Here is a 13853-nt window from a genome sequence, read left to right as displayed (position 1 = left end):
ATGTCGAACAGCCGAGGCGCGGTCCTCGTCACCGGTGCGTCGTCGGGGCTGGGCGAGGCCACCGCCCTGGCGCTGGCCGACGCCGGATTCACCGTGTACGCGGGGGCGCGGTCCGCAGACGGTGTGCGGGACATCGCCCGCCGGAGCCCGGCGATCCGCCCGCTGCCGCTCGATGTCACGTCGGGCGAATCGGTGGCCGCCGCCCGCGAGGAGGTGCGCGAGCGAACGGACGGGGCGGGCCTGCACGGCCTGGTGAACAACGCCGGGATCTGTGTGTCGGCGCCGCTGGAGTGCGTGCCGCTCGACGATCTGCGGGCGGAGCTGGAGGTCAACCTCATCGGCACCGTCGCGGTGACCCAGGCGTTCCTGCCGCTGCTGCGCACCCGGCCGGCGACGACGCCTCCCGGGAACCCGGCGGGGCGCATTGTCAACATCAGCTCGGGTATCGGACGCGTCGCTGCACCCTTCCTCGGCCCGTACGCCGCCTCGCAGTTCGCCAAGGAAGGCATGTCGGACGCGCTGCGCCGGGAGCTGGCGCCGCGGTCAGTGAGCGTCTCGGTCGTCGAGCCGGGAGCCGTGATGACACCGATATGGTCCAAGGTCGCCGAGGGGGCGCGCCGTGTGCTCGACGCGGTCCCGGCCGAGGTGGCCGACTCCTACCGGGTGCGGTTCGAGCAGTTCGTCGCCCTGAACCAGGGGCGCGCCGAGGCCAGCAGGACCCGCCCCGAGGACATCGCGCGCGCCATCGGCCACGCGATGACGGCCTGCCGGCCCCGTACGCGTTACCGGGTCGGACCGGACGCGTGGGGTGCCGCGGTAGCGGCCCGGCTGCTGCCGGACCGGGCCCTGGACGCGGTGATCCGGCGGCAGTTCGCCGCCGCGGGCGCGCGCGGTGGCACCACGGTGCGCGCGGTGCCGTCCGGCCGCCGTCAGCAGGGGACGCGATGAAGGTGCTGGTGGCCGGCGCCGGTGTGGGCGGTCTGACGACGGCCGTCGCGCTGCGCGCGCGGGGCATCGACGTCGAGGTGTTCGAGTCCGCGCCGGGGCCGTCGACGTCGGGCGGCGGGCTCGGGATCGCCGGCAACGCCACGAGAGTGCTGAGCGCTCTGGGCCTCGACCTGCCGGAGGACGGCGTGGGGCGGGTCTGCGAACGGCTCTTTCTGCGTACCGCGCGCGGCCGGCCGATGCGGGAGATACCGTTCGGACCGATCGCCGAGGAGCTGGGCTCTCCGGTCGTCAACGTGCGCCGCAGCGACCTGCTCGCCCGGCTCCGCGACGCGCTGGCCGACACCCCCGTTCACTACGGCGCCGAAGTCACCCGCTGCGACCGCGTCGGGGCCGGCGTGGCGATCACCTGCGCCGACGGCGTGACGCACACCGGTGAGGTGCTCGTCGGCGCGGACGGCATCCGTTCCGCCGTCCGCGAGCTGTCTACGGCCCGGGAGCCGGTCCGCGAGTACGGCTACGTCTGCTGGATCGCGACCGTTCCGTTCGAGCACCCCCGTCTGCCGACCGGTGGCGCCGCCCACTACTGGGGGACGGGGCAGCGGTTCGGCCTGATCGACATCGGGGACGGCCGCGCCTACTGGTGGGGGACGAAGAACACTCCGTCCCGCCGTCCCCTGCGGTGGGCGGGCACCAAGGACCGGATTCTCGACTCCTACGAGGGCTGGGCGGACGAGGTGCGGCAGGCCATCTCCCTGACCGAGGACGAGGCCGTCATCAGCGTGCCGGCCCAGGACCGGCCGTTCCTCGAAACGTGGGGCATCGGGCCCGTCACGCTGGTCGGGGACGCGGCCCACCCGATGCTGACGAGCCTGAGCCAGGGGGCCGGCACGGCGATCGAGGACGGCCACGCGCTTGCCCACCACCTGGCGGCCGGGCCCGAGCCGGTCACAGCACTGCGCCGGTACGAGAGGGCGCGCCGGGACCGCACCCGGTGGCTCGTGTCGGCCGCACGGCGCCTGAGCCGACTGGAACAGCTCGGGCATCCGCTCACCGCGGGCCTGCGCAATCTCGTCCTACGGCATGCACCGAGCTCCGTCGTACACCGTCAGATCGTCGCTCCGATGCGCTACGACCCTCCGGCCTGAGCCGGCCACGCCCCCCACGCCCCGCCGAAACCCGCGACGGCCCATCGCCGCCGAGAGACCCCTGCCGTGCACCGAGAAAGGGAACCGAAGCAGATGTCGCTGCACACGTCACAAGACGGTCCGCTGCCCGTACCGTGGGACATGCGGGCAGGAGTGCGCGCCTACTGGACCCCGAATACACCGCCACCGGGCGCCAACGACCCGCATGTCAGGCCGACGGAGGATCATCCGCGGCCGGTGCTCCTCCTGCATGCGTTCATGTCCAACCAGTCGTTCAACTTCCAGGCCGGAGCGCCTTTTCTCCGTAATCACGGCTACTGCGTGTTCACCATGAACTGGGGAAAGCCGGCGTGGGCGGAGAAGTGGAACCTGCCCTTTCACGGGTGTGCGGACCTGCGGGACGCCGGAGCGGAACTGGCCGCGGAGGTTGAGCGCATCAAGCAGCTCACCGGCGTCCCCAAGATCGATCTCGTGGGGCATTCCGGTGGCGGCGGTCTGCTGATGCAGTACTACCTCAATGTCCTGGAGGGGTACACCAACATCGACAAGGCGGTGTCGATCGCCCCGTCCAACCACGGCGTTTCGTTCAGCACGCTGACCTATGTCTTCCGGAATGCCGCCCCCGGCCTGTACCACGTGCTGGCCCGCAAGCTGTTTCCGCTCTGTGACCAGGGAGCGCCCGACTCCGAAATGATCGACCTGATCTACGGTGCGGGCGATACCCGGCCGGGACCGCAGTACACCGTGATCATGACGGAGCACGATCAGATCGTCACGCCGTACAAGAAGGCGTTCCTCGACGGCGACGAGGTCACGAACATCTTGCTCCAGGACGGCTGCCCGGAGGACCTCTGCGAACACGCCGGCATCATCTACAACGAGCGCGCGTGGCTGCACGTCCTCAACGCCCTCGACCCCGAGAACGCCGAGCCCGTTCCCCGCTTCCGGGTGGACCCGTATTTCCCGGGGTGGAAGTGAGGATGTCACTCAGCCGCCGCGCCGCCCTGGTGGGACCGCTGCTCGTCCTCGGGTACTGCGTCCTCAACTCCATGAAGTCGGTACTGGAAGGCTCTCTGGTACAGAACCTGTCACCGGAGTTCCTCGTCTTCAATTCGTTCGTCATAGCCCAGGCGTTCTACTTCTTCACGCTCAGGGACAAGAGGGCTCTCAAGGACGCGATCCGGCAGCACCTGCCCAATGTCGTGATGCTCAATATCTCCAGCGCGGTCTGCTGGATCGCGGTGCTCTACGCCTTCACGGTCTTCGAGCCCGCCGTGGCCAACTCGCTCATCAACGGCCTGGTGCCCGCGCTCACGATTCTGCTCGGGCTCAAATTGCGTCCGGGGACCAAGGCGCTGCCCCTGGAGATCGTGGCGGCCGCCGCGATCCTGGCGGCCATGGGCTTCCTGCTGTCGGCGGCCTTGCGCGGAGCGTCGGCCATCGGAAGCGTGTCGGGCGGTGAGCTGGTGTTCGGAGTCGTGGTGTGCGTGCTCGCGTCCGCGTCGCTGGCGGGCATCACGTATTACACGAAACGACTGGGCGATGCGGGAATGGCGGTACCGCAGATACTGGCCTCGCGCTTTGTGCTGCTGATCATCGCAACCTTCTTCCTCATGCTCGCGCGGGGAAGCTTTGGGTCCTACACCCCGCAGAGCATCGGGGCGATACTCGCGATCAGCGTCTTCGGCGTGATCATCTCGCTCTACCTGCTCCAACAGGGCATCATGCGGACCGAACCGATCACCGTGTCCATGCTCTTCGGCACCAATCTGGTGATCACTTACGTCGCCCAGTTCCTCGACCCGCGGCTGCACCAGTCACAGGACACTCTCGTCGGCATCGTGATCCTGTCCGCCGCCATGTCCCTGGGCACCTGGGCCCGTTGGCGCGCGGGAAGACGAGACGCAACGCGGGAGAAAACCTCCCCCGCAGCGACGGAAAAGGCGTCGCAATCGGCGAGAAAACGCATAGGAGGTGCGCATTGAGCGGGAACTGCGCGATCGACGAGGGGTGGCGGCTATGGCCGAGTTGCACGATCTGACGGCACTGGAGCAGGCGGCCGCGATCCGGACGGGCACGGTCTCCCCCGTCGAGCTGGCCGATCACTACCTCAGCCGGATCGACCGGCTGAACGACACCATCGGCGCCTTCCTCACCGTCACGCCCGAGCTGGCCCGCGACCAGGCAGCGAAGGCCGAAGCCGAAGCCCTCGCCGCCCGTCGCGACGGCCGGGAACTGCCGCCGCTGCACGGAGTGCCCGTCCCGGTGAAGGACATCAACTTGGTGGCGGGGGTCCGCACCACGATGGGCTCGGCGGCGTACGCGGACCACGTGGCGGACATCGACGACCACGTGGTGACCAGGCTCCGCGGGGCCGGCACCGTCATGCTGGGAAAGACCAACACCCCCGAGTTCTGCCTGCCTTGCCACACCGAGAACCGTTTGGCGCCGCCCGCCCGCACCCCGTGGGACCCGCGGCGTACGGCCGGCGGATCGAGTGGTGGCGCGGCCGCGGCGGTCGCGAGCGGACTGGCCCCCCTTGCGCAGGGTACCGACGGCGGAGGTTCGATCCGCATCCCCGCATCGGCCTGTGGGCTGTTCGGTTTCAAGGCGAGCCGGGGGCGGGTCAGCGGCGGGCCGGTGCAGCATGATGTGACCGGACTCAGCACCCACGGCCCGCTTGCCAGAACGGTGGCAGACGCGGTGGCGCTGCTCGACGCTCTGGCCGGACCGATGCCGGGCGACCCCTACGCTGCGCCCTCGCTGCCGCCCGGCGAGTCCTTCTCCACATACGTGGGGCGCGATCCGGGCGTCCTGCGTGTGGCCGCGGTGCTGCAACCGCCCGTGCCGGAGGCCGAGGTTCACCCCGACTGCCGGGTAGCCCACGAGGACGCGGCCGTACTGCTCCGGGATCTGGGTCACCAGGTGGACGAGGTGGAGCTCCCCGTCGACGGGAGCCTGCGCAGCGCTTTCGTCACCGTGTGGCAAGTGATGGCCGGCACCTTCCCCGTCGGACCTGGGCAGGAGCACCTGCTGATGCCGCTCACCCGCGCCCTGCGGGAACGGGGCGGTGCCGTCTCCGGCCCGCAGTTCGCCCACGCCCTGCACACGTTCCGCGCGCTCGGCCAGCACCTCGCGGACGTGGTTCTCTCGTGGTACGACGTGATTCTCAGCCCGACCCTCGCCCAGCCTCCCGCCATGATCGGCGGGTTGCGGAACGACGAGGACCCCGCCGCCGAGTTCGCGGCCCAACTGGCGTTCAGCCCGTTCACCTCGCTGTACAACGCGACCGGCCTGCCAGCCGTCAGCGTGCCGCTGCACTGGAGCGCCTCGGGCCTGCCCATCGGGATGATGCTCGCCGCCCGCTACGGCGACGACGCCACGCTCGTGTCCCTGTCGGCGCAGCTGGAGGCCGCCCGGCCGTGGCGCGAACGGCGGCCGGCGCTCTGGTAGCCGTCCCCGCCTACGGCCGCACCGGCACCGGGAAAAGGCAGCAGCCTGCCATGCAGCTTGCTGATCACGTTCGTTGACCCCGCGCCGCCCCCTCCTCTGGCAGCCTGATGCCGGAACTCACCAACCGCACGGGGGGCAGCGTGATCCGCACGGAAATCTGGGGAAGGTCCCCGGTCTATCTCGTCGGGCTGGTCCAGGTCCTCAACGACGTCGGCATCATGGTGCTCGCGGCCAAGACCACCCTGGATGAAAGACGGTTCTCACACGCCGACGTCTTCCTTATCGACGCGGAGGCGGCTTCGGCCGATGCCCTTCATCGCATCGCCGACGTGGCCGCGCACACCTCCGTCCTCGTCGTGAACCACGAGGCCCCCGCACAGGCCGCCACGTACCTGATGGCGGGCGCCTCGGCCGTACTCGGCAGGTGGGAGTCGGGCCACTGCATCGTCAAGGCGGTCAAGGCCGTCGCCTCCCGGACCGCCGTGCCGCAGTGCGGCTGCACCGCTCGGTCGGACACCGATGCGGTGCCGGTGGACGCATTCCACCTCTCCGAGCGCGAGAAGCAGGTCCTGTGGCACATCACGCAGGGACTGACCCATGGTCAGATCGGCACACGGCTGGGCATCAGCTCGCACACCGTCGACACCTACGTCAAACGAATCCGCGTCAAGCTCGGCGCGGGCAACAAAGCCGAACTCACCAGGCTGGCCCTACTCGGCCGGTGCGAAGCGTGAATACTCCTCGCACTTTCCCCCGCACGGGCCTAACTCACCGGCATTGCAGGTCAGGAGCACTTCGTGCGTTGGCGATCACCCATCGGACCGCCCGTTTTATGAAAGCGCGAGGTTAGAGATACTTGCTACTGCTGGCTGCTTGGTTGATTGCCCCTCGGGCGGGCTCGATTGTAGGGCGGCGGTCACGCGTAGCGCTTCAAGCTCGAACAGGGCGATATGCGCCGAACAGCCCAGCTTGCTCAGCTTCTGCTATTGGCTTGTTTTTAGCAAGTCAGTTTGACTACTTCGATGGCGGCGTGATCGCATAAGTGAATGGAGGCGAGTTGTATGCAATTAGGGGGTTTCTGTGTCTGCCAGTCTGCAGCATATTCTGGATGTCTATCGTGCAACGCAACGTGGGGAAAATCCCCCTCCGCATCCGTATGAAGTAATGGCGGGTGACCCTTTTAGGGTGATTCGAACCGCTCTATTGCGGCTCCGGATGAAACGGATGGATTCCATGCCGAAGTAGACTGCCTCGTGGGCCGCTTATGTTTTGGCCTCTGAGGGTGCGGTGATGCGACAGGTGCTGTGCAGCACTCGCGGGTCCTAATGCCGATCCGCGTGAATGGTTGACAGGGAAAGAGGTTCCGTGGCAGTAGATACTCCCGAGCCCAACATCGTTGAAGACTCGCAGAAGAGATTCTTCGGGCACCCATGGGGACTCTCCACGCTCTTCATGACTGAGATGTGGGAGCGCTTCTCCTACTACGGCATGAAGGCAATTCTGCTCTATTATATGTATTACCAGGCTGCCCACGGCGGCTTGGGATTAGATAAAAATCTGGCCATGAGTCTCGTCTCTATTTATGGCGCGGCTCTCTATATGTCCGGCATCGCCGGGGGCTGGGTAGCCGACCGGATTCTGGGCGCTCGTCGTTCTATTGCATGGGGCTGCGTCCTCATCATGTGTGCCCACGTCGCGCTGGCGATACCGGGTGGGGGTCCCCTGGCCCTGTATGCCTCCATGGTCTTGCTTGTCGTGGGCACAGGCCTACTGAAGCCGAACATCACGAAGAACGTTGGTGATCTTTACGAAAAGGGCGACAATCGCCGTGACGCCGGATTCACTCTGTTCGTCATGGGTGTGCAAATGGGGTCCTTCCTTTCTCCCATCATAGTCGGGGACGTCTTGACGAGCCCCAATCAGGCGAGTTCGCAAGGAAATCATTTTCACTGGGGGTTCAGCGCCGCCGCGGTCGGTATGGCCATCGGCCTCCTTCAATACCTACTGCGTGCCCGCGGAACTCTGGGTGACGCTGGTATGCACGCTCCCAACCCTCTAGAGGTCCACCATCGAACCCGCGTATACGGGGCGCTCGGGGGCGCTTTCCTCGTCCTGGCGATAATAATCGTCATATTGGTGGTCAGTGACCATCTGAGTGCCGAGGGTATTGTCAACTCGGTCAGCGTGCTCGCGCTCGTTGTGCCAGCTATGTATTTCATTGTTATGCTGCGCAGTAGCAAGGTCACGACTGTCGAGCGTGGACGTGTGAAGGCATTTATACCTCTATTCATTGCCATGGTGGTGTTCTGGTTCGTCGAGGAACAACAATTCACTGTCATGGCAAGTTACGCTGACCAGCAAACAGACCTAAATGCCTGGGGGTTCCATCTCGACCCGACGCTGGTGCAGACAATCAACCCAGCTGTCATGCTGGCCTTCGCACCCGTACTGGCTTCCCTCTGGACAAAGCTTCGCCGGCAGCCGACAGCCCCGCAGAAGTTCGCTGTCGGCCTGATCCTCACGGGTGCCGGATTCGCCCTCCTCTTCTTGCCCTGGTTCCTTGATGGGCCGCACACTCCCGCAAATCCGGCTTGGCTCTTGGCGAGTCTTGGCTTGATTGCGATCGGCGAATTGTTCGTCAACCCTGTCGGACTGTCTGCCACTACACAGCTCGCGCCCATCGCATTTGCCTCGCAGGTCGTAGGTCTTAATTACGCTTCTGACTCTGCAGCACAGGGGCTGATCGCTCAAGTTTCGAAGTACTACAGCGCGACTACCTCGGGACCGTACTTCGGCATCATCGGCTCTCTTGTGATTCTTCTCGGAATCGGCTTGTGGTTCTATTCTCCCAAGGTGCACCATCAGATGATCAGTGAACCCGACGTGGACGAGCCTGTGAATTCTGAAAAATTTCCTAAGGATTCCGTGAGTGGGAAGGTGTCAGCGTCATAGCACGAACGTGAAGACCACCAAGCGGTGGTACGTCAAGCCGGACGTGGAAGATCTTCGCGAAGCCGCCACGGCATGGGATGGCTTGCACGGGGCTTTGACCCGGCATGTGAGAAATGGTGAGATTCGAGCGTGCAGGGCGTGAGTGAGATGTCGACGCCGACCCCGCAACGCCGCTTCTCCGGGCCGAAAGTCCCCGGCCCTGATCACCGAGGGCGTGGCGCTGCATCCGTACCAGAGGATCATGGTGAGCCACGACGAGCCGGATCGCCCGGTCGTCTGCGTCGTCTCCAAGGTGAGGCTCTGACCTGTGGGTACCTCGCTTCGGCCGCGACCGGCGGCACATACCCCGGCGGCTCTTCCTGACCCGGGCGTCAGGACCGCGTCGGAGAGCCGGTAGCTAGAAGGCCCTGCAGCACCGGATCGACGGTCCCGACGACGTCCCCGTACTCGTACTGGGCGCCGCGCTCGGGACCACCTGACACATGTCGTAGGAACCGTCCAAGTGCGTCCAGCGAGTCCAGGGCGGGGTGCGTAAGTCCAGCTCGGAGCCTTGTGATGCGGAGGCGTCTTTGGGGTCTGTGCGATTCGTGTGAGATCTGGTGACGCGACGAAACCCCGCCGGTTTCCCGACGCGGGGGGTTGCTCGGCCGCGTACGGCTGTGAGTCCGGTGGAGGCCATGTTTGCGGCATCGTGCAGACGGCCGGTGTTGTAGGCGGCGGCGCTCCAGAAGGCGAGTACGTTCGCACCAAGGGCGGCGTTGCCCGCGACGTGAGCGTAGCGAAGGGCAGTGTCGAACGCGTCGTCGGCGCATTCGCCTTCGACGTCGAAGAGTGCGGCGGCCAGCTGGCGCGCGAGGTCGTAGCCGTATGCGTCCGAGAAGGCGCGCAGTTGGGCAGGCGTGCGGCCGAAGCGGACGCCCTGGAAGGTGTTGGCGAGGTCAGTCTCTCGCGGCCCGATCGCTGCTTCGTCCCAGTCGCCGAGCGTGGCGGCGGAACCGTCCCGGAGAGTCTTGCCCGGGTAGGCGTCACCGTGGACCAATCCCTGGCCGAGGGGGAAGTCGAGATGCGCGTAGGCGTCCAAAAGTTCGTCGGAGCAGCCGAGCCGCGATCGCTGGGTGAAAGGGCAGTGCTGGACTCGACGACAGGACGCAGAGCCAGATGGGGGCGATAGGCGGGCAGCTCGATGGGGGGCTCGGGGAGCCGGTGCAGGCGGCTGAGCAAACGGCCGAGGTGTTCCGGGCCGGGGGGCGGGCCATCGGGCTGCGGGTAGTGCCGCCACAGGGTGATCACGTATCCGTGAATGTCCAAGGGCTGCGATACGGCGAGTGGTTCGGTGACCTCAAGTCCCTGGCCGGCCAGCCAGCGGGTGAGGTCGATGGCTCGTTGAATCGAGGTGCGCTGTTCGTCCCGGCTGACCCGGGTGACGGCTTCGGCATGGGGCAGGACAAAGACGGAGGTGGCGTCGTCATGTCCGCCTTGGAGGCGTACAGCTCGCGGCGCGCCGAGACGCCGGGTGGCGCCTCGTGGTTGTACGTGCAGCACGTTCCCGTACGGCGTCTGATCACGCAGCTGGTGCGGAAACTCCTGGTGCTGAGCGCGTGGCCCGAGTTCGCCGCGGCCCCCGTGCCCGTGACCGTTGCTCCGTGCGAAGGGCTGCTTGGGCTGCGGGACAGCAGTGCCCGCGAGTACCGCGCCTATACCGTCACCTGGTCGGGCGTCGCGTATGCCCTTGGTGCGCCGGCGCCGTACAACCCGGAGCGCTCCGCCCGGCTGCGAAAGCTCACAACTATCCGTCCCGACAGCCGTCTCGCAGGCACTCCGACCCCTTCCGCCGTGCCCGCGTCTGAGCTGGTGGCGCTTTCCTGGCCATCCCGTCACGCGCAGACCCTGCTGCCGGTACTGGAGGAACTCGCCAGTCAAGGCCGATCGAGCGTGCTGGTCGATCTCGCCACGGACCCTGGTCAGGGCGTGGGGACGGGTGTGCCGGTGAGGTGTTCGGCGCGTTGTGCGATGAGCGGGGTGAGGTGGGAGTGTACGCCTCTGCTGCACGCCTGGAGGAGCTGACCAACCGCGACGAGTTCCCCGGCCCGCCCCGCGGGATTGGTCAGAACCTTGGCTACTCCTGCCTCAGCCGGGCTGCGGTCGCGGGCGCGGTCGGGGTGTAGGCGTGGAGGAGGCCGAGGTCGTAGCGGACCGGTAGCAGGCTCCACCCCTCCCAATCGAGGACAACCAGCGGGGCGTGGGTGACGTTCGCCCAGTGCAGGTCGGCGTGCCCGGTGGTCCAGTCGTGGATCTGGAGGGAGGTGGTGCCGAGGAATCGGCGGAAGTACCGGTCGAGCCACTGCTGCCTATGACGCATCATGTGGAGTGTGTGGTCATCCTGGAGAAGGCGTGGAAGGGCGCCTGACCTGCGATTTTTCGCCCGTGCGCGTGGTGTGCGGTGTGGGCGTTACGGGCGATATCTTGACGCTGAAATGACGCTCTCCGGGCATCTTGACGCTTTCCTGATGGGGCGTCAGGTGCAGTGCGTCGCTGGTCAGACGGTCTGCTGACTACTTCCGTGTGGCAGGTCGCCGGGAGCTTCGTGGTGCTGAGCGGTTTTGCTCATCCACGTGTGCGGAACGCCCAGCAGGTTCATGGCCTCTTTGTGGTAGATCGCCTGCCCGGGCTCCCCGGTGCCTCGTACCGGCCACGCACTCCACCCCACAAACGACGGAGCTCCCGACCACTTTTGGCGGTGGGGAGCTCCGCGGGGTTCCCGCGGATGCGTATTCCCCTTTCACAGCCGGACCCGGCAAGCCAGGAGTGGTGAGTGACGGCATCTGTGCGTGGGGGAAGTGACGACGAACTGGTCACTGACGTCTGGCTGCACGGGTCCCTTGAGGGCAGGGTGCTCAGAGAGCGGTGGCTCGACGAAGTGCGTCATACGCGAACAACGGATGTTGTGTGGGGCGGCGACAAGGGGCTCTCTCCCCGAGGAACCGGAGGCATGTGCACGGCGTATGACGGTGAATCATGAGCTGACTGTGCTGTGACTGACGTGAAAGTGCGGCTGTCATACGGTTGCACCTAGGATTGACGGTCGGCGCGTGATCGCCGAGGGGCCGAGGGTTCACCGACCGTGACAGAGGCGACGGACGACGAAATGGCACACCTTCAACGTCATCACCGCCATCTTCGCCCGTGGCCGCGGTGCTGCGGTGCAGGGCGCGGGGAAGGCCGGCGCAGCGGCCAGGGCCCTGTCCTTCGCCCGCAAGGTGGGCCATGCCATCGACCCGAGGACCTACGTCTTCAAGGGCGCGGGCGCGGGCCTGTCGAAGATCGGCGACGTGATGGCCCACCTCAAGGACGCCGGCCACATCGAGACCCCGAAGATCTCCGAGGGCGCCTTCAGCCTGCCCGAGGGTTCGGTCAAGATGCCGGACGGCACGGTGCAACTGCCCAAGGGTGCTGCAGTTCCGGACGGGGCGATCAAGCTCCCGGACGGCCGCATCGAGCTGCCCAAGGGCACCGTCACCCTCCCACCGCACACGGTGAAGGACCCTTACACCGGGAAGTACATGGGCGGCAGAGGTGATCTCTACAACGAGGACGGAAGCCTCTTCCAGCGCGCCGAGGACGCCCCCAAGGGCAAGCCCGCCCCACCCGCCACGGGTGCCGACAACTCACGGATTGAAACCCCGGTCCATCAGGACCAGCCGGTCCCGGCCGGCGTCGGCGGACGGGGCGATGACTTCACGCGTGTCGTGTCGGACGTCTCCGAACCGGCCCGCGCCGGCAATAACGTTGGCCATGGCGGCAGCGGCCCGAGTGACAATACCCCCGTGGGCCACGCGGGCGACCACGGCGCCGGGGGCGGCAGCGCAGGCAACGAACAGCCTGGACAACAATTCGGTCGGCAGCCGTCCTGGTGACAACGCCCTCGGCGGCGAGGGCGCGTCCCACACACCAGGCGCTGGTGGAGCGGACAACGTCACGACTGCGGGCGGCCACGGAGACAACACCCCCTCCAGCGGAGGCGGAGGGGAGACGCCCCCAGCCTCTGAGACCGGGGGTCCGGGTGACGCATCTCTGCCGGGAACCTGACCTGCCAGGCGGATCCGACGTGGTGACGGTTCCCCCCGAGCACTTCGCTTCGGACGGCGTGCCGTACGCGGACGAACCGCAGCCCAAGGCCGGTGAGGCGTACGACATGATCCGGGCCAACGAAGGTGACACGGTACGGATAGCTGAGAACACTGGTATCTCCAATTAAGTCTTGGACCGGGTGAAGCAACATCTGTTCTTCACCGTTCACCAGGACTTCCCTATCGGCCCCGGACAAGTCCGGAACGGGCGGGTGGCTCCCATGGCGCATATCGCCGACCTTTGGCAGGAGGCAGAGAGGGGAGAGCTCGACGAAGCAGGCCAAGTCGCCTTCAGACGACTGATGATCCATGAAGCCGTCGAGAGCGTTCTCATGGCCGAAGGCATGCCGTACAGGGACATGAATTACGACGCTGACGGAGTCAACTGGTTCACTCGGGAACACTACGGCGCACATGAGGTGTGCCCGCACGAGACGCATCGCAACCCCTATGCGGCATGGCGGACACTGGGTATGGATCCGCCTCCGTTCGAGCCCCTGCCCGATCTGTCAAACTTGGACGACCTTATTGAGTACATTCGGAGGAACAAGCCATGAGGACGGCTTCGGCGCTGATGCTTGCTGAGAGGCTGGAAAGAGTCGACTGGGACGGCTCGTTCGATCGGACCCGTTCGCGTGTGGCACTCATGCGTGAGTTCATGCGGCGATCTGCTCTTTGGGCAGGGGAGACGAGGGCCGGTGAGTGGCCGTTCTTCGACATCGCCGCCCACATCGATCCCGAAGCTCGGATCGATGCCGACATTTTGGAGGTTCTTGCAGGCAAGATCGGCCTGCAACAGCCGGTAATCCTCGAGACCATCGAGTGGGCCCTCAATTTCGCCGTGCTGTCGGACATCCGCGCGGACCTCGTGGACCTCCCTTCGCCGTTCCAGCCGCTTGTGCAGATGTATGAACGGGGTGGGGCATTCAGTCTGGATGGCATTGGCCACATTGAGGTCGGTACCGCCGCAATCCCCAAGGGCAGTATCGAGCACGCGTTGGAGCGGGTTCCGCTCGACCTCGATGAGAAGAGTTTGAATGCTCTGGACGAGGAGTGATCTCGGTTCTCTTCGAGGAGCCGCCCTCGAAGAGAATTGAGCTGAAGTGACCGACTCGCCGTCGTCCGCCGACGACCCGACTATATTGCCAGGAACACCGGTCAGATTGCTTTCCTGTAATAGGGGACACGCGGATGGGACTTTTGCACGCCGACTGGCGCACTACATTAA

Annotated in this window: 14 protein-coding genes; 12 read left to right on the top strand and 2 right to left on the bottom strand. The window is 66.1% G+C overall.

Annotated elements, in window-relative coordinates; genetic code table 11:
* The 7 genes from ACWGI6_RS19155 to ACWGI6_RS19125 all read left to right on the top strand — a co-directional run bounded on the left by ACWGI6_RS19155 (position 1) and on the right by ACWGI6_RS19125 (position 8498).
* Positions 1 to 948 carry an SDR family oxidoreductase gene (locus ACWGI6_RS19155; protein ID WP_453268596.1) on the top strand — a complete coding sequence of 316 codons (948 nt, stop codon included), beginning with the start codon at positions 1 to 3 and terminating at the stop codon, positions 946 to 948.
* Positions 945 to 2093 (top strand): FAD-dependent monooxygenase, encoded by a 1149-nt coding sequence (locus ACWGI6_RS19150; protein WP_453268595.1) that lies wholly within the window; start codon positions 945 to 947, stop codon positions 2091 to 2093. The genes ACWGI6_RS19155 and ACWGI6_RS19150 overlap by 4 nt, the downstream gene beginning before the upstream one ends.
* Before the next feature lie 93 nt (positions 2094 to 2186).
* Positions 2187 to 3071 (top strand): esterase/lipase family protein, encoded by an 885-nt coding sequence (locus ACWGI6_RS19145; protein ID WP_453268594.1) that lies wholly within the window; start codon positions 2187 to 2189, stop codon positions 3069 to 3071.
* A gap of 2 nt (positions 3072 to 3073) precedes the next feature.
* On the top strand, positions 3074 to 4078 hold the full coding sequence (locus ACWGI6_RS19140; RefSeq protein WP_453268593.1) for an EamA/RhaT family transporter: 1005 nt from the start codon (positions 3074 to 3076) through the stop codon (positions 4076 to 4078).
* Positions 4079 to 4112: 34 nt separating this feature from the next.
* A complete protein-coding gene (locus tag ACWGI6_RS19135) occupies positions 4113 to 5546 on the top strand; it encodes an amidase (protein ID WP_453268592.1) in 1434 nt (477 codons plus the stop codon).
* A gap of 140 nt (positions 5547 to 5686) precedes the next feature.
* On the top strand, positions 5687 to 6280 hold the full coding sequence (locus tag ACWGI6_RS19130; protein WP_453268591.1) for a response regulator transcription factor: 594 nt from the start codon (positions 5687 to 5689) through the stop codon (positions 6278 to 6280).
* A gap of 631 nt (positions 6281 to 6911) precedes the next feature.
* Complete coding sequence (locus ACWGI6_RS19125; protein ID WP_453268590.1) at positions 6912 to 8498, top strand: peptide MFS transporter; 1587 nt, start codon at positions 6912 to 6914, stop codon at positions 8496 to 8498.
* A 397-nt stretch (positions 8499 to 8895) separates the two neighbouring features.
* Here ACWGI6_RS19125 and ACWGI6_RS19120 read toward each other — a convergent pair whose 3' ends face one another.
* The gene (locus ACWGI6_RS19120) at positions 8896 to 9777 is read right to left on the bottom strand and encodes a phosphotransferase family protein (protein WP_453268589.1); all 882 of its coding nucleotides are present in this window, start codon (positions 9775 to 9777) and stop codon (positions 8896 to 8898) included.
* Between the two features lie 17 nt (positions 9778 to 9794).
* Here ACWGI6_RS19120 and ACWGI6_RS19115 point away from each other — a divergent pair, with 17 nt between their 5' ends.
* Positions 9795 to 10562, top strand: a complete 768-nt coding sequence (locus ACWGI6_RS19115; protein ID WP_453268588.1) for a hypothetical protein — start codon at positions 9795 to 9797, stop codon at positions 10560 to 10562.
* Positions 10563 to 10614: 52 nt separating this feature from the next.
* Here ACWGI6_RS19115 and ACWGI6_RS19110 read toward each other — a convergent pair whose 3' ends face one another.
* The gene (locus ACWGI6_RS19110; RefSeq protein WP_453268587.1) at positions 10615 to 10860 is read right to left on the bottom strand and encodes a hypothetical protein; all 246 of its coding nucleotides are present in this window, start codon (positions 10858 to 10860) and stop codon (positions 10615 to 10617) included.
* A gap of 838 nt (positions 10861 to 11698) precedes the next feature.
* On the opposite strand from ACWGI6_RS19110, the gene ACWGI6_RS19105 reads away from it, so the two are divergent.
* The 4 genes from ACWGI6_RS19105 to ACWGI6_RS19090 all read left to right on the top strand — a co-directional run bounded on the left by ACWGI6_RS19105 (position 11699) and on the right by ACWGI6_RS19090 (position 13682).
* Positions 11699 to 12412, top strand: a complete 714-nt coding sequence (locus tag ACWGI6_RS19105; protein ID WP_453268586.1) for a hypothetical protein — start codon at positions 11699 to 11701, stop codon at positions 12410 to 12412.
* Positions 12413 to 12603: 191 nt separating this feature from the next.
* Entirely contained in the window at positions 12604 to 12753 is a 150-nt protein-coding gene (locus ACWGI6_RS19100) for a hypothetical protein (protein ID WP_453268585.1), read from the top strand.
* A gap of 3 nt (positions 12754 to 12756) precedes the next feature.
* Complete coding sequence (locus tag ACWGI6_RS19095) at positions 12757 to 13182, top strand: hypothetical protein (RefSeq protein WP_453268584.1); 426 nt, start codon at positions 12757 to 12759, stop codon at positions 13180 to 13182.
* The gene (locus ACWGI6_RS19090) at positions 13179 to 13682 is read left to right on the top strand and encodes a hypothetical protein (protein ID WP_453268583.1); all 504 of its coding nucleotides are present in this window, start codon (positions 13179 to 13181) and stop codon (positions 13680 to 13682) included. The genes ACWGI6_RS19095 and ACWGI6_RS19090 overlap by 4 nt, the downstream gene beginning before the upstream one ends.
* Positions 13683 to 13853: the final 171 nt, after the last annotated feature.

The sequence above is a fragment of the Streptomyces sp. NPDC054786 genome, from assembly GCF_053611685.1.
This window is presented reverse-complemented; position numbering and strand designations above follow the sequence as displayed.